This is a genomic window from Pseudocnuella soli, assembly GCF_004347775.1.
GTDB classification, from domain to species: Bacteria; Bacteroidota; Bacteroidia; order Chitinophagales; family Chitinophagaceae; genus Flavisolibacter; species Flavisolibacter aquaticus.
Map to the genome: position 1 here is coordinate 4,662,967 of NZ_CP037755.1, position 23,091 is coordinate 4,686,057.

A 23,091-nucleotide genomic window follows, 5' to 3' on the forward strand; every position below is an offset into this window, starting at 1 on the left:
CTATATGGCCGGTGCGCATTCAGCCCGGTTGGTTGCTGGTGTTAGGGTGGCAGCCACAATGGAATGCCGCTCAGCGGGCACCGATACCAATATGCTGCGGGCCGTTGATGCGGTAACTATTTCCAGGTCTGCTCCGCTGCTTACATCACTGCCCCGGTAATGATGTAATACTACATTGGTGATGTATTCCACATAATATCTTTCTTCGATAAAATTGATCAGCGCCGACTTATATACCTTGCCGCCAAACTGTATAACGGCATGGCCATCATAAGCCCAGGGCGTCAGAAAACGTACGATCTCTTCCTGCAGTTGGCGACTGTAAAAAGTAAAGTCGCGGTACTGCGCTTTCAATTGCAAGGAAAACGAAATGGCGACTTCTTCAAACAGGGGATGCCTGGCAGCCACCACCACAAACGGCGATACTTTTTGCCGGATAAAATGTTCGATGCGGGTCAACGTATCCTGGTTGGTATAAGGCCGCAAGGGATGGGCATCGTTGCGGTTTTTTAAGGATGGAATGGTGATGATCAATACGGAACCAGGTTTCAGTTCGTTGGTTTGTTCCACGCCGCCATCTTGCACAATCCCGGTGTGGTTGAGGCATTTCACTTTGTAGATCGCGGGAAAAGCTTCCAGTATCAGGTGTTCGTAATCCCATATCGAAACCGCCCGGCCTTTGTGCCGCAGGCGTTCGCTAACGCGCAGGTAATAATGGTTCTCGCTTTCCTTGGCGCGGCCGCCAAATGCAGGAAACGGCTGCACTACTTTTTTTACTGCTGCATCTGGAACTTCGAGCCGGGTAATGGTACCAGCAGCCATAGGCGCATCCAAAAAATCAGGGGCATTGTTTTGGGGTAAAAAAGTGGCGCGGGCTGCCTGTGCAAAAACGCCCAACAGTTTGGCCACTGCATCGGCCGCAGCGGCAATGGATGCCCGCAGCCAAAGCTTTCCTTGGGGCAACAAAGTATTGTTGTTGGTTGCATCAGGTGGAATGAAAAACGAAATAATGCCCGATTGCAACAATCCTAAAGTGGCATCGACCACATCCTGGTCCTTGAAATCAATCCAAAAATTGTTGCTTAAATAACTCCAGCGAACATGATTCCCGGGCTTGGCCACCCGCGGATCCGTACTGCCTTCCAATACCTGGAACAGGATGTTCACTACTTCGTTGGGATGCAGTTGCTCCAAACCAATATAAAACTCGGCGGGCCTGTTGCCTGCAACAGGTGCAAACCTGAACTGGGGCAGCAAATAGATGGCGCTTACATTACTGAAAGTTTGATTGAGGTAGTTGTGTTGTTCGGCTACGCCAAATGGATGCAGGTGAAAAAAACGGATTTCCTCTTTTTGAAAATTGCCCTTGTCCGTTACCGTTAGATCAACCACCTGCCATGCAGTGTAGCTGAGGTAAATGGATTGCACGACAGGAGTGTATGGCTCCACGCCGGTAAACTTGGATGCTGCCGCATCTGTTTTTGACGCGTTAATGAGGTGAATGGTGCGGTCTTCCTGGTAGGCAGTATGACCAAAATCTGCATCCAGCGCCAGTTTTACAAAACCTGTTTTACTGTTGCTGTTCAACGGCAAGTAGGGTGCGGCAAAATGGCTTAAAGCAGCATCAGGCACCGAAAGAGGCCCCAACGAAACCTGTGGTTTGTTGGCCGTATCAAACAAAGAAAGGTTGCCGGTTGCGCCATTTTTACCCCATATGCCCCCGTTTAAAAAACTTACTTCGGCACCGGGTGTGCTTGTATCCGCATCAGATGCTCCCGAATATTTTATGTTGGCTTTTGCTGCAGGTAAATGTGCCCAATCGAGGTTGATACGGAGTGCTGTATTTTTTTTACTGAATATTTCCTTATTGCTAATAATTAGCGATGCCTGTTTTTTGGGTTGTGCACCAAATGGCTGAAAAGGTTTTGCGGCATCGAAAGTGCCGGTATCACCAGCCAGTTGCAGGTCTTTAATGCCGCTTTGATCAAAGCCGCTATTGCCGCCCACTTCCACCCGTATTTCCACTTTACTGACCGTTAGGTTGCGGAGGCTGTTGTATTTGAATACCTGTAGATCATCGTGGCGCAGCACCAGCTTTATCACCGGCAACAATTGTTCAAAACCACTGCCATGAACAGCGGCATCAAACGGGATTAATGCAGGATGGCTGCTGTTGAGGGTTATTTTAACCTGGACGCATTGGGTTGTTGTGGGGTTGGTAAATGTGCCCATTGAAATTTCGGGGGCCGGAGTTTTCAACCATTCCTTCTCGGTGGTTACATAGCAATCAAATAAAGCACCTTGCAGCAGGCTATTGTTATCCGTCACCAGCTTTATCAAAATCGTTCTTGCCCCTTCGGCAAGATGGAGGTAATGCGAGGCAAAGGCAAAACCCACCTCCGCTTTGGGCATGGCCATCCGGGTAACGGCGCCGTTGTGCCATTCCCTGTTTGCAAAAGGGTGCCACTCTTTTAACGGTGTGATAATGGATGCACCCAATCCATCGGCGCTATTGGCAATAGGAGCGGCAAACAACCGGCCATCGTTGGCTTGTTGCATTACTGGCGTTCCACTTGAATAGTCCTTTACCGAATCCGCTTCGGTGGCCATATAAAAAGACTTCAATTCAACAACCGCTGCTTTACTAAAAGTATAATCGGCATCCAGGGTGTACACCACATCTTTTCCCTTGCTGTCTTTACCCGCTTTAAGACGAGTGCCCTGCACCAATATGTGTTGGGACACCTGTTTGGCCAGCGTTACCAGCAGGTGCACTTTATTGGCCACCGCAGGTTTTGGTTGTAACCGCAGCACCTCGTTGTAGTAAAAATCAAGATGGCGCTTTGTAAGCGTATTGGCACTTTGCTGTACTGTTTGAAACAGTTTCAAAAAAGCCAGAAATAAGGCATAATGCGGTTGGTGGCTATCCCGGTTGGTAAGCGTTTGTTCCAGTGCGGCGCCAGCATCTGCAACAAGCTTGGTGTATCCGGCCAGGTATTGGTCAAAAATGCCGGTAAACAGGTTGTGGTTGGCGGCATGCTGCAGGCTTCGGTAAACCCGCACTGCTTCCGGATCGGCGGGCTGAACCAATGCGCTGGAAAAAATGCTTTCATCGGCTGCTACCGATGCTACATAATCAGCCCAACTGCCAATTGATGCCAGCAGTGCCGGAGCACCGCTAACAGCGCCCCGGTTGGCCTCGAGCCAGGCATAATTCAGCAGGGAGTTGCCCCCTTTTACCACCCACCAATTTTTACCAAAACCAATACCTGCCACCAAATCGGCTGCTGGAATAATTTCCTGGTTGAGGATGCGCCAGGTAGTACCCGTAAGGCCTGCATCGAGGTAATGAAAGTTTTCCGCAGCGGCACGGAAGTAACCCAACAACCGGTGCAGGGAAAAAGATAATTTGGACTGGACCAGGTTGAGCAATGTATTTTTTAATGCCAGGTCGTCGGGTAGTTTTGCAGTATAATCATCCAAGGCCTTGGATAAAGTAAACAAAGCGCTGAGCAGGTCATTAAAATGGGCCTTCAAGCCCGCAGTATCCCCGCGATGATCATCGCTTTTTAAAAAATCAAATCGCTGTTTTACAGCCTGCCGGTACAAGCCAATGTTTTGAATGGCTGCACCGGCCAGGTGCGCCGAAACATCGGAGGTAAAAAAAGGCGTCCAGTCGCCGGCCTGTTTATAAGAACCATCGTAATAATGTAGAAAGCGGGAAAACTCGCCGGCAAAAAAAATAGCGTCGCCAACACTGTGTTCGTCCACACGGGCATAATGGGTGTTCATGGCCGGCAACAACCGGTCCTGCTGGCCTGTTCCGCCACGCTGCAGGGGATTTGTATGGTGGCCGCAACCCATTACTTCAGCAGGGATTTATCGGTGACCAAAAAATTCAGTTCCGTTCCTTCATTGATGTAATAAGGAAAAACAAAATTGAACCGCGAATTGGTGGCCCTTACCACATATTCGATTTCAATCAGGATCTCCCCTTCCAGTTCATTCACCGCATTCATGGCAATGCCCACCACATCGATGCGGGGTTCAAAGAACAGGATGGCAGTGCGAATTTTGTCTTTGATGATGGTTTTGGTGGTAGTATCCAATGCCTTAAAAACCATTTCATCCATATTGCAGCCATACCGCGGGTGCATGATGCGTTCGCCTACAGCAGTAGTGAGCAGTATCTGCAGGCTTTGCTGTATGTCCTCCACTTTTTCCATCATCAACACACCTTTCTGGCCCTGATCAAACGTGGGCGGAAAACTCCAGCCTTTTCCCAAAAAATCGTCCTGTTGAAAACCTGTTGCCATAAGCTGTTTTTTATCCAATATTTACCGTGGGGCACCCCACCAATATAGACCCGCCATGTGCTGTGCTGTCGCCCATGCGGGCAGCAGGCATCCCGCCAATCATTACGGTGGCCGAACCCGCAACAATGGCATCGGGTGGCCCGGTGCAGGTAAGCATATCCCCTACACGTGCCGCAGGCATCCCGGCAATCAGCACCGTTGGGAGGCCGGGTGGCATTACCGGCCCACCTACATGCGGCACCGTGCCGGTTACCAGCGGACAAGTATGCATATCACCAACCCTTGCTGCCATTGCCATGGTTGTATTGTGTTTGGTTTATTTTAAATGAGCTGCGTATTTACTTTTTGCACTAATTGATATTGACCATGCTGCCCTTTACATTGGTGGTTCCCCCTGATTTAAAATCGGCACTGCTACCTCCTTCTACTTTGGCCGCCGCATTGCCTTTTAGCTCCAGGTTTACGCCTTCTGCTTTCAGGTCGCCGGTTGCTTTCAGCACCATGTCTTTGCTGCTTTCTATTTGTATCCCGTCCTCGTTCATGGTGAGCTTGTTGCCGTTCTGGTCTTCGAGGTAAATGCTCTTTTCCTTTTCGCTGATCTGTATTTTATTGCCGCCCGGAGTTTCAATTAAAATGCTTTTTTGATCGTCGTTAAACAACAGCTTTAGTTCGCTGCGGGTAACCCAGCCTTTTTCATGGTTGTCATCGCTGGCCTCCAGCGGTGCCGGCTTTGCGCTGCTGTTGACCATGCCCAGCACCACTCCATGACGCGGGTCGTTGTTGATAAAACCAACAATTACCTCATCGCCTATTTCAGGTAAAAAAAAGCTGCCCCTGTTGTTACCGGCATCGAGGGAGCATACCCGGCACCAGGCACCTTCGTCGCTGTTGTGTATCACGGGAATGCGCACCTGTACCCGGTGTTCGCCCTCGGGATCTTCCAGTGCGGTGGCCACACCTATATGCAGCCCTTCGATGGGGGGAAGCAGGCCGCCGGCCAGCGGCTGTTGCACCGGGTAGGTTTCGGCAAACCACTCGGGGTTGATGCCAAACTGGAATACCGTTTGCCAGGTTCCCGCTTCCACTTCCTGCCGCACACCGGTTACATACAGTTTGCCGGCAAAGCGGTCGCCAACGCCTTTTAGTTCGATCAACTGGCCGGGGGCCACCGCCGCAGTGCCTACAGTTCGTACCCGGCCCCTTATTTTGGCCAGCTTGTTTTTCAGGGCACGGCTGTTTACCCATTGCTGCAATTCGGGCTCTTCCATCTTGCCGCTGTGGTAGAGGGTAAAATCATCTGCATCAATAGTACCGGCAAGTGTATCTGCCGAAAGGTTTCCAGCACCGGGCACTTCCGGGTCTTCGGCCTCTATCCCTTCCAGCAAGGTTTGGTCGGTGTAGTTCCACGAGGTGCCCTTAACAGCTTTGTATTGCAACCGCGCATCTATTTCGGCGTCCAGGGCCAGCACGGTGGCGCCATACTGAATGGTAAGCGCTGCATTGCCGCCAAACTGGGGCTTTTGAATGGTAATTTTGCCGCCATTGGTAAAACAAAGCAGGCCTGCAGCATCGCAGCGACACATCATAAAATCCCAGTCGGTGCTGCCGTACTGAACAATTTGCTGGTGCACCACGCTGGTAGGAGCCACGTCGCTTTCCAGCCCGTGGGCATCGATCAATTCTTCCATAAGGGCACTGTCCTTTATTTCCCGGAAGTAACGGTTGCGGACCTTACCGGTCATTTTTACGGCTTTGTCGCGGCACTCAACCACCAGCACCGAATTGTTGTTCCGCACCTTGATGGCGTGTTTGATTACGATGCCTTTGAAAATGGATGTTTCGTTGCTGCGATAACCTGCTTTTATTTCAATCTCTTTTCCCGGTTCAAAATGGGGTTCATTACTGATGGCAAATGTTTGTTTAGCGGGTTCGCCATCCAGGAAAATAATGGTGGCTGATGGAATGCGGTTGACTTCCATGTTCACCACAATCGAAAGCACATGATATTCCCGCGACAGTTCGTTGCCCCCCGAAAGGATGGTATAGGTGGCCACGGTTTTGGGCGCATCGGATGGTATGACTCTTTCGTTGGGCATCTGGTTTTATTTTTCAACAGGCGGAAAAAACAATTCATCGCCCACCACCAGGTTGCGGAAATTGGACAACTGGTTGGCTGCGGCCACCTGCAGGTAATACCTCGGGTCGCCGTAAATGTTGTAGCACATCCAGGGCAGCGTGTCGCCTTTTTTCACCACGCGGTAGTGGGTCAGATCCGGCGACCGGTCGTGCTGCTCCAGCACCCTGCGTTCTTCTTCGGTAGCCTCCTTTAAAGTAACCTTGCAAAGGGCACGGATGGGTGCACCATCGGGGTTAAAAAGCTTGTAGGCAATGTTGAGCCCCGAACATCGTCCTTTGAAAAGATCGGTTCCCCACACCAGTTTGAAAAACCTCGGCTCATGAATGTTGCCGTCGTAATCCATCAAAAATTTTTTGAACTGCGCAATGTCATCGGCAATATCGGGTTTGGGCTTGCCATCAATGATGCCGGTATTGTCGAACAAAAAGTCAAACGACATTTCTTCGGGGTACTTTACTTTAAACTGTTGCTGCCCGCCTGTGGTGCCCTGCCCCTGGCTGTTTTGAAATTCGTATTTAATGTCTACGGTATAGGTTTCGGGGTTGATCAGTGCCGTGTATGGGTTGGCAATACCTTCAACCTGCGCCAGGTGGCTGTCGGCCATGTCGATGTTGGTATAAGCGTAGATCTTTACCTTTTTAAGCTCGCCTTGTGCACTGGAGGTTTCGGGGATGGTGGGCGGCATTTCAGCGTTCTTTTTTGCTGTTCAGGATATCCAGCACCTGCTCAATGCACTGGTTGATGAGGGCCTGTTGTTCTTCTTTATCGCCTGTTTGCGGCACTGATGCAGCCCCGCTACGCTCCTGCTGGCCGGAGGGCTGGTTAACGGTAACCTTCACCTGTAGTTCTCTTATTTCAACGGGCATATTGAGGCTTTTAAAAATGATTGAAACGAATGCTTATTTAAACATCAATGCGGTGTAAAAAATGAAGCAACGCGGTGGCCGCTTTTTATCCCAACCAGGCGTACTTAACCGGCATCTTTTTTACATCAGCGTAAAATAGCTGTAGCTTAAATCAAGACTTTCCACCACGATCGCATTTTCCTGCGCATTAAAATCGCTGACGCTCCATTTCTTTGGCCAGGCATTGTACACATGCCATGTTTTCAGGGGCTGGTGTTCTTCGTTGAGCAGGTTGATGATGATGTGTGCGGTGGCAAAGCTTCGGTTTTGAAATGCATCAAGGCACCAGCTTATCACACCCGAATCGGTGAGCATGCCTCGCTTCAACGACAGATCGGGGTACTTGGTGCGCAGGGGCAGCTTGTGTTCAAACCGGTTTTCGCCGCCCTCCTTGTACGATTCCGAATCGTACTCCACACTTAGCCCCGACACGGACTGGAACCGCACATCATTATCGTTGCCAATGGCAGCGTCGCCGGCCATGCGCCGAAACTCCACTTTAAAATGAAACCCCACCGGCGGATAATAACCGCCTGCCTGCGGACCTATTGCCATGGTGTATCCTGTTCAATGAAAAGCCAGAAAAATGTTTGCCCCAAACAGCAATTGCTACAAAACCTGATGCATCGGCATCCGCATTTTTTTAGGTAACAATGGTCAAACCTTCGTGTGCTATCTCTATGGTTTCAATGGCCACTTCGTTGCCGTCGGCCTTTAGATCGCTGGCCTGCACTTTTATGGGAAAAGCGTTCAGTGCTTTCCACGTCATGATGGGTGCATGGGTTTCATCCAGCAGGCTGATGAGCACATCGCGGCGGGTAACCTTGTTGAGGGTTATTTCATTGATCCAGGCAAAAAATTCGTGGTCCCTTGCTACCGTTCCCCGCTTGAGGGTAAGGTTGCTGAACTTGTGCATGCCCGGCATTTTTATTTTCGAATAATCCTTGCTCGATCCTTCGCGGTATTCGATGGCCTCTACCTGAATGTCGAGCCCGGTAACTTCGGTAAAACCAACGCGGGTACCCGGGTCCCATTTTACCTGGAAGTGAAACTTGGGCAAGGGATATACATCTGCCATAGCTTGATTATTTAAAAAGTACTTGTAAGTATTTTATGATGCAACCTTCCGAAACAGTGCCGGCAATCATTATAAAAGAATATCGTAAAACATCTGGAATCGTTTATGCGGCACCGCTATATTGTTTTGGTAAACAGCAATCAGCTTTCTGCCAGTTTATGCGAAAAACGCAGGATGATAAATTCGGCAGGGCGCACCACTGCCAATCCAATTTCCACGATCATTCGGCCTTCCAGAATATCCAGCGCCGTCATGGTTTTGCCCAGGCCTACCGCCACATAAAATGCATGTTCGGGTTTGGCGCCCTGCAGGGCACCCTGCCGCCACAACGTGATCAGGTAATTGTCGAGCATGCCTTGCACCTTTACCCAAGTGTTGGCATCGTTTGGTTCAAATACAAAAGGCTCAGTTGCTTTTTTAGCACTTTCCTCTACCATGTTAAAAAACCGACGCACACTTACATAACGCCATTCGTTGTCGTTGCCGGCAAGAGTGCGGGCTCCAAATACAAGGGTGCCTTTTCCAAAAAATGCGCGGATGGCGTTGATGGATTTGCCTGCAACCGCATCTACGTTGAGGGCATCGAGTTCTGTTTTGGTAAAAGAAACCTCGGGACCCAGTACATTGGTGAGGCTTACGTTAGCAGGCGCCTTCCACACACCGCGGGTACGGTCTACCATGGAGTACACACCGGCAATGGCACCGCTGGGCGGCATGCTGGTCATGCTGTTGCGAATGCCTGCAAGGATGTTTTTATACACCGGGAAGGTAAGCTCCAGGCTTGTATCCATGTTCCGGGCATAGTTGGTGGCAGTGTCGTTTATCAAACCAATATAATCTCGGTTGAGCTGCTCAAACAATGGCCGGAGCAGTTGCGCAGCCTGCCGTAATTTATCCTCTTCCTCGAGGGTGTCGGTAATCATGTCGCCTGCGGTTGCTGTTTTTACCGGTGCCCACGGATCGTCGGACAGGGCTGCCAGCGATACCAGCGAATAAGTAATCGCAGCATCATCATCCAGTTCTTTTTCCACGCCCCTCACCTGCGTAAACACCGGGATAAAGTTGGAGCTGATAGCGCCGGTTACATCATCTTTTAGTTTGTCAAACTGGAGTGCCGTGCCGCCGGTAGTATAAGCGCCTAGCTTGGTGGCAATGCTGTATATGTAGGTAAACAGTGCATTGAGTTTGGCGCCATCCGGTGCGGCATTAAAAGCGGCTTCCAGCGCATTGTAGTTGGTCCACAGGTCCGCACTGCCAACACCCAGCGCGGTAGTTTCCGTGTCCAGTTTTTTTACATCGGCATAAATGGCTTTCAGCTCGGTGATCTTTGTTTGCAGGTCTGCATCTGTGGTAAGGCCCGCCATATCGGTAACAATACCCGACCGCTTGATGACGCAGGTTCCGGTACCATCAAACAGGTTGGAAAACTTTACCGCTTTGGGCATGGCTACTTTTAGCCAGGGCGTGTAAGCAGCACCATAACGCAAAAAGTTGATGCCGATATTATTTTTAAACGCCACGCCTTGGGGATCTGTTTGCCGTACATCAAATACAGAGAACCGGTCCTGCAGGTCGCCGCATTGGGCCAGCGCTGCTTTTTGCACATTGGATAGCGGCGAATCTTCCAACCGTACGGCATCTGGAAACAGCAATATGGTGGGTTCATCCAGTTTTGCCACTTCAGCCAGCCCGTTGGTAAAATCGCCTTCTGATGGCGTGGCCGAATACCGGCCAACCGAAACAATATAACAATCGCCGCCGCCATTGGCATAAAACAGCCTTAGACTGTCGTATAAAAAATAACTGGACGCCAAATTTGCAAACAAAAAATTATTGTTGTTGTCCAGGTTGACCTCCGTTACATCAGGGCTGGGACCATAACCAAAAAACAATTCATACTCCACCAGAGAGCCAATACGTTTGGGCTTTTTGTTGAGGTCACCGGGCGACAATTCATCGGCTTTTTCGGTGTAGCCAATAAATGCGGGAATGGCTGTTTCCACTTGTGCAACCGATGGGGGCAGCTTTGGAATTTCATCAATATAAACGCCTGGTGTTTTGTAAATCGTGGCCATTTGGTATGGGTTTTAAAATGGAGTCAATATTGTAGCATGATGGTGTAGAAATAGTCGTTCTGATATTTGTGCAAAACGCCTGGAGCCGCCGGGTCGGGGTTTGGCGCTTTGAGGGTGGCGGAGCCAAAAACAGCGGGTAGCGCCAGGTTAAAGAAATCCAATCCCTGCTGCAGCGGCACCGGCTTATTGGAAAGAAATAAACTGGTGTTGGGCGGCGGCAGTGGAAGCGGTGGCGGCACCGGGTTGAGGGCAAATGAAAACTGGCGCGGTCCAACTGGCCTGCCGTCCGTAATGTGCTCCACGCCCCTGTTGCGTGATATGTATTTAAAAAATGCCAGCCGGTTGGCAAACCGTATGGTGTACCGAAGCCAGGATGCATCTCCGCCGGCCCCGGTTTGTTTTACCTTTCCATCTTCATCCAAAAGGGCAAAAGAATCATTGCCCGGCAGGTGGTTGAATATTTCCACCACGCCAAAATAACGGGCCGCATCCGCAGCATTGTCTACATACACCTCCTTTTGCAATTCGTTTACCCCTAAGAGGTACCTGCCTGGCGGCAATGCCGAAAAATCGGCCTGCACCTCCTTGACGCCAGGGGTTGGAGTATCGGCCACCGACAATGGATTTTCCTGGGCAATGGGCATGGCTACGGTGTAAGCCCGGTTGTTGGCTTTGTTTACACCAAATGCATGTACCGAATACGTAGCTGCCTCTGCCACTCGCAGGCGCATGATGCTATCGGCAAAAGGCACCATGTCTGCAGCAGATACAAAAGGCTGCCCGCTCCGGGCCATCCAAAAAGCTTCATCCGCTGTGTTGCGGCTTACACCGGCACCCGCTGGATTTTCTTTAATACACTCGAATACTATTTCACCCGGTCCCAATGTAAAAATGCCCGGGTAATAATGCACCGATGATTGGTATGGCACAATAGGCCGCGATAGGTGCAGACTATTCCCGGATTTGTTGTTGCTTAAATTGAAAAAATAAAAGCGCTGGTCGTTAAATAAATCCGCATCCATGTTGGTTACCGTCAACAGTTGCAGTTGGAGCAGTTGCAGGTAAAACACAAATTTTACATCCGCGGCCAGTGGTATGTTGGGTTTGCCATCGCTGCCCGTTTGGATCAACACCAAAAGTTCATTGTCCTGCACCTTCCAAAGCATCCGGCCATCCTGCATCCTCTTTCTGGTAGCTTCCGAAGGAACAAGGGCCACATCACGGCATTTGCCATCGGCATAGTACTGGTGCAGCAGCTCAACGGAAAATAATATTTTGTAGGCCGTGGTCATGAAAGGGGCTGCTTTGTTTTACTGTTCATGTGTATTTCCTGGATCAGTCCGCCGCCACCGGTAATGGCTTCTTCGTCGATGGTTACCTGCCGCACTTTATACATCACCGAAGGCAGGTATTTGCCTCCCAAAATGCTCCAGAGGTGATTGAGTTGTTCAAAGCTCATGGAGTACAATTCAACCTGTAGTTTTTCAACATGCAAACCGGCCAGCTCGGGATGGGTAACAGGCGTAAAAAGGGGCTGGTGCTGAAAAAAACGGATGATGAGGGAAAGGCGTTTCAGCGATTCGGTATAAGACAGGTTGGCTGAAAACAGGAGGTATAGGTTGAGGTAAATTTCGGGGTGCTTGTAGGAAAGGCCGGTACCATTGCGCACCGTATGTTCATGCGATTTAAGGATGCGGTTTTCCTCCACATTTACCAGGGTTAAAAAGGCATTGGTGGGCGGTGTGCCGTTGTTGCCCGAACCCATGGAGCCATCGCCCAGGTAAGCAACATTATACAACACAATGGCCTCGCCACTGGGTGGTGCAGGGTCGAGTTTTACCCGCAGGTAATTGTTTACCTGAACGCGTAAAAAGTCTAAGATTTGGTCAATCACACAAAACAGTTAAAGCGTAATCGAATCACCCTTCAATCACCGGTAAGTTTTATCAGAACAGATGGCGCTGTGTTGCAGTATGGCCGGGAGCTATTGTTTTAAACCCGGCTTCGTCAGTACCCATTGCGGCACATACAGGCGTATAGAAGAAAATGTTTTATGAAGATCAAAACTTCCTCCTTTAAAGATTGACATTATTTTTCATCTTCACAAGAGGCCATAGAAAATTTTATCATACAAATTTATTTAAGCCTCAAGGTTGTAAGGGCCATTGTAGCCGCAGGGCAAATGGTTTACATAAATGAAGGAGTAGACATAAAAAGGCGTAATAATAAAAGTGGCACCCTTCCAGGTGCCGCTTTTAATGAACGTTTGTTTTTAACCGATCAAACATTTGATCGGTAGTGTTTGCAAAATCAGGCAGTGGCAGTAGGGGCCAGTTTTACAATTCGTTTAGGTGCACTGGCCTGGCGCTCAGTTAGGGTGAGGCCATTAAACAACACCAGCGACAACACCACTAATATGCCCAACCGCACCAGGCTCAGGATTTCCCACATGGCTGCACGCTGCACCAGGTTTTGATCCGGCATGGATGCAACCGGGGTTGTAGTGATCTGGATCAATTCGGGTACAAAATAGAGGGCTGTAATTACCAATATGGCAATATAGCTGCTCAATACAACCAACAGCGGCCGCCTGCGCCCCGACTTGCGGTGCATTGCCAGGGTAATGAGAAACAGCAAGACCGTAGCGGGATGGATGCTTTTCGAAAAGGGTTCGGGCTGGAGGCCGTACTGGCCCTGGAACATGGCAAGGGAAACGGGCGGTGCTGCACTCCATTGGGGCACTACGGCCACATGCTCGTACACAGCCGCACCAATAATGATGGCAAAGGCTAAACAAGTAAGCGAATAAAGAAGATTCTTGTTCATGGTTTTGGTTGTTTTTTAAAATAATTGCAGGATAAAAAGCCTGGATGCAGGTTGAATCACAAAGCAGTAGTATCGTAAAATGAGATTTACCGGGTTAATTTGATGGATGCGGCCCGGTGGGCTGCGGCGCATCCTTAAAGTGATCATATTTGCCCAGCAGCTTACCGATGCGGTAGGTAAGGGGAATAATCACCTTGCGTACAAAGGGCGGAATATCGTTCATGTCATATTCCGATGCATAACGGGTCAGCAGGTATGCGGCATCAAACTTTTCGGGCTGTGCCGTCCCAGTTTTGTTTTGTGCAGCATAAACCGCACTCAGAAAATAAACCAATGTATTGGCTGGTTTTACCCAACCGGTGCAATGCAACACTTCGGTACCTGCGTTCCAAAAACGGTGTGGCGTTCCCCGTTTGAAAACCACCGTTTCGCCGGGTGCTGCATATTTGGGCGCTTCGCCCTGCACCTGGTACCCAATCCGGCCTGTAACCACCGTTAGGGCTTCGTCCTGCAAATAATGGGTATGCATGGGCGGACCGCTTTGGGGTGCCACAAAATTTTCCACCAACAGTTTATCGCCATCGGGTTCCTGCACCAGGGCCTGAAAGGTGAGGGTTTCGCCCAACACATTTTGAATGGTATGCGGCAGTTTGGGTTCCATTTTTCATTGATTGTAAACCAAAACTAATTACATTTGGACATTGTCCTAATTACAAATGACTACAAAGGAAAAAATACGGGATAAAGCGCTGGAAATGTTCAATGAGCGGGGGATTGAGTATGTTGGGCTGCGCGAACTGGCGGCACTGTTACAGATGCGGGTGGGAAATATTACCTACTATTTTCCAACAAAAGACGACCTGGTTTTTGAACTGGCGCGAGAACTGGCCAAAAAGAATAACACCACCATTGTGGCCCCCGAAGACCTTACCATGCTGCGCTTTTTAGAAATGATGCACCAGGTTTTTTTAAACCATGTAACCTTCAGGTGTTTGCTGCTCAGTTTTGTGCATGTAATGGAGCAAAACAAAATTGTGCGGGCATCGTACCAAAAAACACAGGGGGTGCGCACAGCCACCATTAAAACAAACCTGGAAACCCTGTCGGCCGCGGGGTACCTGCAGTTAAACGGCTCGGGCGACCTGGAATACCTGGTGTCGGCCCTTTCGCTGATCAACCGGTTTTGGATCTCGGAGGCAGCCGTTTCTTTCCGGGAAAAAAGCACCGAAGAACAAATGGGTCATTACCTGAATATGATCGGCAAATTGTTGGAGCCTTATGCATCCGCAACAGGAAAGCGGCACATAAAGCAGTTTATTGAAGGCCTTTCTTAATTACACCCTCACAACCGTGATGGAAATACCGGTTTACATTGCCACATTATTTACAATCAATGCAACAGACAATGTTGTGTTCGTAAAAGTGCTTGCTATTTGGCTGATTCCTCTATCATACCTTGCAATACTTCCAGGTTTACATCTTCTAGTTTATTAATGTACAGGCAGCCGGCGCCTGTTTTATGTTTGCCCAGTTTGGGCAGCGCATCGGCATGCCGCTGCAGGTCCAGCAAGTGCAGCGACAGGTTGGCTTTGCGTGGTGCAAAACCAATTTTAAACCAATCCACTTCCCGGCCCGTAGCAGGACTTTTGTAGCGCACATTGCCAAAGCCAATCATCGAAGCGCCCCACATTTTAGGCTGTTCGCCTGTGGCAGCTTCCATCATTTTAATGATTGCCTCGCTGTCCTTACGCTTTTGCTCATCGGCAAGCGCATTGATAAAATCTGCTACGCTGGCTTCGTTTTGCTTGGTTTTGATTTCGGCTGGTTTTCCCATTAGTAGTGCTGTTTTATTCCACTTTGCCGCATGTGTTGGTGCGGCAAGGGATATGTGTTTTCAAATGTAAATAACTATGGGAAAAATTAGTAGCGCTTGAAGAGGGTTGCAATGCGCCTCTCATTTACTCACATAACAGTAAACATGATTACTTGTTAAGTAAATGCTTTGCATTTACACATCTGCATCGTGTTGTTAACATAAAATCACTTCCGCGTTCCATTGCATGTTGATCAAACCAAATGATTGGATTGATCGGATTTCATCAATACCTGCGCCGCGCCTTTCATACAACATCAGCTCCTTTCAACAGCACATGTTTCCCTTTACCAATCAACCGGCAATTGTTGTAACCATTTGTGCCGGTGTGCCGTCCAACTTGCAAACAACACAATTAAAAAACACCAAAACAAACAACCATGAAACCACTCTTCATCCTGTTAACCATCGTGTCATCTTATTTTGCACAGGCAGCCAACACTCCTGCAGAAGTTGATCCTGCCGTGATCAAAGCGTTCAACCGCACCTTTGCCAATACCAGTAAAGTTACCTGGACGGTGAAAGAAGATTTGTTCCAGGCCAACTTTGAAGTAAGCGGCCGGCACGCTACTGCATTCTTCAGCCAGGGCGGCGAGCTGGTAGTGATTACCCGCAGCATCCAGGTAAGCGAACTGCCATTGGTATTGCAGGCAAAAATCCAGGAAAAATATGCATCGAAGCAAGTAGTAGAGGCCATCGAGGCATCGGACGAATACAGCATCCGCTACTTTGTTACCGTGGAAGATGCCACCAAAAAAATCATCCTTCGTTCAAACGGTTCGAACGGCTGGCTGCAGTATAAGAAGATCAAAAAATGAGCGGCATCGAATTGACTGGCTTGGATTTATAGACCTTGGACAATACTAATCTCGCAACACGGCATGAAGTCTTTGAAGGCTGCATGCCGTATTTGTCTTAGAATTTTACGTAGCAAGATAGAGATGACTATTAGGTTTGTGGTGATTTCAGACTTCACTTTCAGATACAGAAAGTAATGACGCCTGTACTTGTGCAGGTTTTAGGAGAAATAGTGACAAAATAGTAAATAAATTCTCCGGTTAGTTATTGTAACAACCCCTTTTCACAGACAGATCTAGGTCGGAGTTTTTTCAGTTTGTAGTGTTTTGGCCTCCCATTCCTCTGGGGGTCATATTGTTAAAGGCTTCGTGAGGTCTTCTAAAGTTGTATTCATCCATCCATTCAGCTGTTAGTTGTTTCACCTGGTACAGATCAAAGAATAGATATGCATCCAGCACTGCTTCCCTATACACTCTGTTGAAGCGCTCTATGTATCCATTTTGCATTGGTTTTCCTGGTTGGATATATTGAATTGTAATTCCATTTTCTTTTGCCCACAGTTCAAAGTTGTTTGAGGTAAACTCTGGGCCGTTATCCACTCTTACGGCTGCAGGTTTGCCATGCATGTCAATGGTTCTGTTCAGCGTTCTGATGACGCGTTTGGAGAAAAGCGACATATCTACTTCAATGGCCAGTGCTTCTCTGGTGCAATCATCCATCACGTTGAAGGTTCTGAACTTTCCGCCACCGACCATGCTATCGCTCATGAAATCCATCGACCAACTCCTATTAACGGCTGTTTGCTGCTGCAAGGGCTGTTTTACCCTAGCGGGCAGCCTCCGTTTACCTTTGCGCTTCTTGTTTAGCTTCAGTAGCTTATAAACCCTGTATACCTTCTTGTGGTTCCAGGATTTACCGGACCTGCGGATATAAGCAAAGAGTTTGCGGAAACCATACGTCGGGTGCTGGAATGCCAAGTCGTGCAGCACATTAATGAATTCGTAATCATCCTTTACCTGCTTGTAATAATATTGGGAACGAAGCAGTGAAACAATCTTGCAGGCCCTGCTCACGGGTAATCTCCTTTCCCGCACAATCTCTTCGCTCAATTGCCTTTTGGTGGCAGGGCCTAGCTTTTTTTGTGAACAGGTCCCGGAGAATCTCATTGTCCATTGCCAGGTTGGCGTACATGCGCTGCAGCCTTGCATTTTCTTCTTTCAGTTCCTTCATCCGTTTTACGTCACTGGCTTCCATGCCACCATACTTGCTCTTCCAATTGTAAAACGTGGCCTCTGAGATAGAGGGCTCACGGCAGACCTCCTTGTGGTGCGGCCCCCTACTGTTGCTTCAAAATGGCGACAATCTGTGTTTCCGTAAATCGTCTTTGCTTCCTGATGATCAGTTTTTAATTTAAAAAGAAAACTGCAATTCTAAACTGTCCGGTTTTTCGGGATACTTACACATTCTCTATACCCTGGATGCCCTGATAAAAAAGCATAAAGCTTAAAGCCATTTAAAAAGCCACTCGATTGAGTGGCATTTTTTATTTCTTATTAACATGCATAATGTTGCTTTATGATAATCTTCCCGTGTTTTCGCCACTGTACCCAACCTGTTATATCTGTCTGCCCTTCTGGGCAGCCTTCACATTCAGCGTTACAAGCAACTTTCACCCAGTCACCTTTAACTTCAAGGCATTTAAAACTTAGCTGCTTATAATCTAAGCCTTTGATTTCCGAAGCTGTTTCAGATTGACTATTCCTTAAAGGATTTGCTTCTGTCGTAGTGACAAAGAACTTTAATACATAGTCAGGTAAGCTTAAAAATTCCACATACTTTCTTGCTTTTATAACCTTTGATCCTGAACCAACTTTTACTTTATAAACTCCATCGCTAAGTTTTTCAGCAGTAAAATGTATAATGTAATAATCTGGATAGTAAGCAAGTATTTTCCCTTTCAGCTTATCGCTCGAAGGTTCATTGCCGTTCTTTGATGTCACTGTAGCAAAGACAGAGTTATCCTGGTTGTAAATGTTGAAGTTTTGATTATCTAACTGTAAACTATCAGAGTACAACAATAAAACTCCGCTATAAGTACTACTATCGGTTGTGCTTTCAACAGGCTTCACTACTTGGTCATCCTTAATAGAACTACCTACAACAGTTGTACTACTCTTTTCCTGTAAAGGTCGATTGTTGCATGCAAGAAAAGAGAAAAGCAAGAGGCAAACTAAATTACTCTTCATCATTATAATGGCTTTTTCCTTGTTGCAGCTATTGTTACATTTTCTAATTCACCACCCATATATACTGTTTGAATATTGGGAGCATATCCTTGCAAGTGCAAGTGGTTATGATGTCGACTTTTAGAATAGTGACTGGTGTAATTAAGCAAAACTTCGTCTTTCCCACCTGCAGGAGTAAACCTTTCGGATAGCATGTTCTTCCAACCAAACTTATGCAAGGCATCATTGAATTCATTTTGGCGGGTCATGTCAAATTGCTTATCCAGTAACAAAACAGGTCCACCGCTTTCATCTTTTCTCAAATATCGTAAGTCACCATTCTTGCCATCTTTATGAGACTTGCTGGGGTCAGGTGAACTACCATCTGCATTGCTAAAACCATTTATAGTAAGGTCTGTGGTTTTGGTTTCTGCTAAAGCTCCAAATAAAGAAGCCAGAGCATCACCCCTTATGTATGACCGACTTTCATTTCCTTCTTTGACTTTAAATCCAAAAGCATTTCCTTCACCATCCCCGCCCGTAAAGCTGGAAGGAAGTTTTACAAGTCCATTTTTGTAGAATTTGAAGCTTCCAACAAAAGTTTTGTTACCGTCTTCCCCTACTAAGTAATAGGAATGTCTTTTCGATTTCGTAGGTATAACAGTAATCTGTCCATTCCCATTAATTTCATAAACATCCTTTCCATCTGGGTCTATATAAATCAAAGGGTTGTTTATCGCATAACAGTAAGGAGTAAAGCGCTCGTACTTTTCTGCCTTGGCATCAATTACTCCCCACCTTCCAGTTTGATAATCGTACATACGCCAACCATAGTCCAGCCATTCTAATCCACTTCCATTACTGAACTCTTGTCGTTGTTCTTCTTTACCGTTGTATTTAAACTTGTTAGATGGATTTCCAAAGCTCTCCGCTTTCGAACTTATCCCCGCCATCGTCAGTCCGAAGGGGTAATAATGGGCTTCTTCCATTACCGGCCCTCTCGTATGAATCACCTGCAGATTATCAAAGAACACATTGTCGTTGCTCTCATTACTTACATAAATATAAACATATCCATTTTTTGGCGCTTCTATATTCTGCAGTTCTAGAAAGTGGCTTTTTACCGTCCCACTGCTGCCAACCCGGCTAAAATTCCCCCCTGCATACTTGAATTGCTCATCAAAGAAAATATAATTTATATACGCCTTGGGGATATTAGAAACGGTGTTATCATTGCCTCTAAAAAAACTTCCGGGAATCAAATTGGTATTGACCGTCTGCATTCTTGCAGTGGTGATTCCTTTGCTAAGGATGCCTGCATTGTCCGGTGCCCCTATAAACGCGCCGATAAGGTCAGAAAGGGCCAAAACCGTAGAATTTGAGTTATTGTAGCTGGTAGCACTTTGGTAATATGACTTACCATGGATATCTATTCTATCGCCCACCATCACCTTCAGCACCATGCCCAACCCTGTTTTGTTGGCTGTGGCATTGGTCCGGTAAACCTTGCCACTGATTGCACTAGCAACAGGAGTAGTAGTAGGGGGATAGCTTAGGTTGTAGGGAGGATTACCATTATTATTCTGGTAATCCTTAGAGGTTGACCAGCCAGGCATTGTAGAGCTGTTGACTACAAAGGTGTTGTTGATAGTGTAGAACTTTTTTTCATAGTTGATCATGGAAACAGCCTCCGGAGTTGAGATGCTAAATGTGCCCTCGAATGTTGCGGCAGGATATTGGTCTTGTTGCTGCTCTTCGGTGAGCACCATGCGAACGTTACCCAGGTAGTCTTTCAGAAAATAATCCCACTGGTATGAACTGTTTGTGGCCTTCCAGCGAATGCGACCTTCTTCATGGGTAAGGAACTGTAGCACTCCATCCTCATAGACACCAGCAAGGTACAATGTTGTTTTTACAGGCTTGCCAGTCTCTGCAACCACTTTTTGCATCTTAGTACCCGCCGCATCATACGTATAGGTGATGGTGCCTTTGCTTGTAGTAATAACAGAAGGCAGGTTCAGGTGGTTGTAAGTGATGGAGGTAATGCCTTTATTACGATCTAACTTTAAATTGCCGTTTAAATCGTAATCGTAATCACTGGCGGTTTTGGTGCTCGGATTATACTTAAAATCGCCCAGGGTGCTATTACTGTTGTTCACCCCGTCAGTCACAAGCGACAAGCGGTTACTATTTGACAGGTAGGTATAGCTAAGCTGATCGATCGGGCTCGAACCATTTACTTGCCAACCTACCTGGTTCATGGTTTTGATATTGCCATTAGCATCGTAGCTTAAGTTCGATACAGAAAAGTCAATGCCTGCATTTAGGTTGAACCATCCATTATGCTGGGCGAATGCTGCACCGGTAAGACGATTTACAGCATCATAGCTAAAGTCATATTTACGAACCTGACCATCGCCCCTGCTTTTCCAAGCGGTGCCTGTGATATTGCCATTGAACTGCTGCGCTGTGTAACTACCTAAAACACCAATAGTGGTTTTATCATACCCTAAATCAAATCCAAACCAGTTGGCAGCACTGCTGGTGCTTTGTGCAAAATTGCGGTTTACCCCCAGCATCCAGCCTCTGATGTTGTAATCATAAGTAAGGGTCTCCAGCCCTAGGTTGTTATTAAAATTCGGAGCTAGCTTCTTTGTTTTTAACTGCCCGACGGCGTCATAAGCTAAGGTTGTTGTGCTTTTCCAGCCTCCACCATTCAAGTTTTTATCAATGCTTGTAATTCTGCCAAGCGCATCGAAATTATTGCGGGTGCCGACTTTCACCATTAGCGCCGGCGCAGCAGCTTTCTCATGTTTTACAAATGAACGCATCACTTTGCCCGCAAAGTTGTACTGGCTGGTTAATATATCCGTTCCCCCGGAAAAGTTCTTTGTTTTCACTTGCACTATCCTGCCCTTGAGATCGTATATATTTACGGAATACACAAAGCTGCTGGTGCCCAGAACCTTTGTGGATGTCCAGGTCACCATGCCCAGTACAGCAGTGGTACCTTTTACCTCTTCGGCATATTCCGGCGAAGCGCCATAGCTGAGCAAAAAATTGGTACTATTGTAATCGGTGGCATCAAAACCACCATTCAGTCCGCTTGCTGAAGGAATAGTGGCGTAAGTATCGTAACCAGCTTCGCTCAACAGCTCAAAACCTGTTGCTAAAGCGGAAGCGGCCGGGTATTCCACAGAAGACCAGGCTGCACTCTTGTGCTGGGCCAGGCTTTGCGTATTGTTCCAAAGGCCAGTTTTTATTGGCCGGTTAAGTGCGTCATACAGTGTAACCATCCATTTCACAGTGCCTGTGCGCATGTTTGCATCCTGGTTCATCACTAGCCGATCTCGTGTATCATAAACCATATACACGGCCCCTGCACCGGGCACTTTTTTCATTACCATTCGGCCCCGCTCATCATATTCATACCTAAAACATTGGTCGTCCAGAAGTGATTGACTGAGTGTCCAAGTGGCTCCTGATGTTGTTGCAGGGTCAATTAACTCTACGCCTCGTGGCTGAATAACACCTTTAAGCTGACTTAAATCATCATAGATATAATAGGTGCAAAGCCAGCCCGCATGGACACTTCCTGCACCAGTTGTTTCCGCTGCTGCAGTTAGCTGAACCTTCTTCAAAATTAGCCTACCCTCTTTGTCTTTAAAGTCAAGCACCTGCTTACCATTTTCATCTATTGTAGCAGCCTTAAAAAGTTGACCAGCTCTATACGTTGTATTTGAGCTATACGTGGCAAAGCTACCAACTGTGCTTGTTCCCACGGTCCATATCCTTACTGCATCTGATGCTGTGTTCAGCCAATGTTTCTGCTCCACACCTTTGCCTGCACCAGCCCAGCTGTTACCGGCGGCCATTTGTTTTGTTACCCGATTGAGCGGTGAGGCTTCATACTGTGTTTGTTCGTAAAAAACGCTTTCGCCTTGGCCTATGATTGGGCTTGCAGGGCCGGAGTAGAAGCCGTTTTGTGCTGTCAGCGGATTAGTTTTGTATAATCCATCACTTGCCCCAGCAGCATATGAAAGGTACCGTTGGGCTTCCCTTCCAAACTGGTCGTAAGCAACTGGGCTTACCAAGTCAACGGCGGTGGAGCCACTGACCAGTGAACCTTGCTTGATTACAATTTGCTCCGGCCTACCCAACCCGTCGAGATAGGTAGTTGTTTGTTTTACTTCCCCCATGCCTCTGCCCACCAAAGCATTGCTGTTAGTTTCCGGCGCAGTGGCTTCCCAGGTGCGGATAAAATTACGAGTGTTATACACAGTTGTTGCTGGGGGTGCCTGTACGGTAAGGTTTACCACCAAGTTGATTACACCCGTATTAGAACCATAGCCTTCTGCAACAATATAGTAAGTACCAGCAGGGATGGAGGTGATAGATGCATCCGGGTAAATCTTTGCAGAGGGTATTACAATTGACGATTGCGTTACACCAGGACAAGCTGCGCCGTCATCGTCGCGGTAGGCCAATACTGTTCCATCGGATTTCAAAAGGTGCAGGTATGTATCAAAACTGGACGTGCATGTAGAAATCGAAAGCGTAGTAGCACCCTGTACTGTGAATTTATACCATATATTGGGGCTGCTCTGCCCAAAGTTGTTCGTGTAGGTGTTGTTGTTCTTCGAATCCAAGTAAGTATGGGTGCCTGCTGCATACGAACCTGAACCCATGACAATGGGATTGCTCATACTCTGCCCTTGGGATATACCCAGCAGAGGAAGTGATAATACACTCAGTAGACTATACATTTTTATAGCAAAACTTCTCATAAAACAACAGTTAGATTGGGATATCAATTAGGCAAACCCTTCAGTTGATTGTATTCCAGCTAGTATCTGTT

At 47.6% G+C, this 23,091-nt stretch carries 18 protein-coding genes and 1 pseudogene; 2 read left to right on the plus strand and 17 right to left on the minus strand.

All coding sequences use genetic code 11. From position 1 onward, the window contains the following. From EPD17_RS19155 to EPD17_RS19215, 13 genes are all read right to left on the minus strand, one after another. Positions 1-3,864: a baseplate J/gp47 family protein gene (locus EPD17_RS19155; RefSeq protein ID WP_132056070.1), complete on the minus strand. Its 3,864-nt coding sequence runs from the start codon at positions 3,862-3,864 to the stop codon at positions 1-3. Next, entirely contained in the window at positions 3,864-4,316 is a 453-nt protein-coding gene (locus EPD17_RS19160; protein ID WP_132056071.1) for a GPW/gp25 family protein, read from the minus strand. The genes EPD17_RS19155 and EPD17_RS19160 overlap by 1 nt, the downstream gene beginning before the upstream one ends. Before the next feature lie 10 nt (positions 4,317-4,326). After that, on the minus strand, positions 4,327-4,608 hold the full coding sequence (locus EPD17_RS19165; protein ID WP_240040679.1) for a PAAR domain-containing protein: 282 nt from the start codon (positions 4,606-4,608) through the stop codon (positions 4,327-4,329). 58 nt (positions 4,609-4,666) lie between these two features. Continuing rightward, on the minus strand, positions 4,667-6,412 hold the full coding sequence (gene vgrG / locus EPD17_RS19170) for a type VI secretion system tip protein VgrG (protein ID WP_132056073.1): 1,746 nt from the start codon (positions 6,410-6,412) through the stop codon (positions 4,667-4,669). 6 nt (positions 6,413-6,418) lie between these two features. After that, a complete protein-coding gene (locus tag EPD17_RS19175; RefSeq protein ID WP_132056074.1) occupies positions 6,419-7,138 on the minus strand; it encodes a CIS tube protein in 720 nt (239 codons plus the stop codon). A gap of 1 nt (position 7,139) precedes the next feature. Then, positions 7,140-7,319 (minus strand): DUF5908 family protein, encoded by a 180-nt coding sequence (locus tag EPD17_RS19180; RefSeq protein WP_132056075.1) that lies wholly within the window; start codon positions 7,317-7,319, stop codon positions 7,140-7,142. Between the two features lie 120 nt (positions 7,320-7,439). Next, positions 7,440-7,913, minus strand: a complete 474-nt coding sequence (locus tag EPD17_RS19185; RefSeq protein WP_132056076.1) for a phage tail protein — start codon at positions 7,911-7,913, stop codon at positions 7,440-7,442. Positions 7,914-8,001: 88 nt separating this feature from the next. Beyond that, a complete protein-coding gene (locus EPD17_RS19190; RefSeq protein WP_132056077.1) occupies positions 8,002-8,436 on the minus strand; it encodes a phage tail protein in 435 nt (144 codons plus the stop codon). Positions 8,437-8,576: 140 nt separating this feature from the next. Then, entirely contained in the window at positions 8,577-10,511 is a 1,935-nt protein-coding gene (locus EPD17_RS19195; RefSeq protein ID WP_132056078.1) for a phage tail sheath family protein, read from the minus strand. Between the two features lie 23 nt (positions 10,512-10,534). Further along, positions 10,535-11,803 (minus strand): hypothetical protein, encoded by a 1,269-nt coding sequence (locus EPD17_RS19200; protein WP_132056079.1) that lies wholly within the window; start codon positions 11,801-11,803, stop codon positions 10,535-10,537. Next, positions 11,800-12,405: a DUF4255 domain-containing protein gene (locus EPD17_RS19205; protein WP_132056080.1), complete on the minus strand. Its 606-nt coding sequence runs from the start codon at positions 12,403-12,405 to the stop codon at positions 11,800-11,802. Before EPD17_RS19205 ends, EPD17_RS19200 begins: the two co-directional genes overlap by 4 nt. Positions 12,406-12,821: 416 nt before the next feature. Beyond that, positions 12,822-13,337, minus strand: coding sequence for a hypothetical protein (locus EPD17_RS19210; RefSeq protein WP_204743229.1), 516 nt, complete (start codon positions 13,335-13,337; stop codon positions 12,822-12,824). A 94-nt stretch (positions 13,338-13,431) separates the two neighbouring features. Then, positions 13,432-13,998: a cupin domain-containing protein gene (locus EPD17_RS19215; protein ID WP_132056081.1), complete on the minus strand. Its 567-nt coding sequence runs from the start codon at positions 13,996-13,998 to the stop codon at positions 13,432-13,434. Between the two features lie 55 nt (positions 13,999-14,053). Here EPD17_RS19215 and EPD17_RS19220 point away from each other — a divergent pair, with 55 nt between their 5' ends. Next, positions 14,054-14,671: a TetR/AcrR family transcriptional regulator gene (locus tag EPD17_RS19220; protein ID WP_132056082.1), complete on the plus strand. Its 618-nt coding sequence runs from the start codon at positions 14,054-14,056 to the stop codon at positions 14,669-14,671. Between the two features lie 95 nt (positions 14,672-14,766). Here EPD17_RS19220 and EPD17_RS19225 read toward each other — a convergent pair whose 3' ends face one another. Next, positions 14,767-15,171 (minus strand): DUF1801 domain-containing protein, encoded by a 405-nt coding sequence (locus tag EPD17_RS19225; protein ID WP_132056083.1) that lies wholly within the window; start codon positions 15,169-15,171, stop codon positions 14,767-14,769. Positions 15,172-15,590: 419 nt separating this feature from the next. Here EPD17_RS19225 and EPD17_RS19230 point away from each other — a divergent pair, with 419 nt between their 5' ends. Further along, positions 15,591-16,028 carry a hypothetical protein gene (locus EPD17_RS19230; RefSeq protein WP_132056084.1) on the plus strand — a complete coding sequence of 146 codons (438 nt, stop codon included), beginning with the start codon at positions 15,591-15,593 and terminating at the stop codon, positions 16,026-16,028. 291 nt (positions 16,029-16,319) lie between these two features. Here EPD17_RS19230 and EPD17_RS19235 read toward each other — a convergent pair. The 3 genes and pseudogenes from EPD17_RS19235 to EPD17_RS19245 form a co-directional block, all read right to left on the minus strand. Next, a pseudogene (locus tag EPD17_RS19235) lies at positions 16,320-17,404 on the minus strand (IS3 family transposase). 157 nt (positions 17,405-17,561) lie between these two features. Next, positions 17,562-18,257 carry a hypothetical protein gene (locus EPD17_RS19240; RefSeq protein ID WP_132056085.1) on the minus strand — a complete coding sequence of 232 codons (696 nt, stop codon included), beginning with the start codon at positions 18,255-18,257 and terminating at the stop codon, positions 17,562-17,564. After that, positions 18,257-23,020 carry a DUF6443 domain-containing protein gene (locus EPD17_RS19245; protein ID WP_132056086.1) on the minus strand — a complete coding sequence of 1,588 codons (4,764 nt, stop codon included), beginning with the start codon at positions 23,018-23,020 and terminating at the stop codon, positions 18,257-18,259. Before EPD17_RS19245 ends, EPD17_RS19240 begins: the two co-directional genes overlap by 1 nt. Positions 23,021-23,091 lie beyond the last annotated feature (71 nt).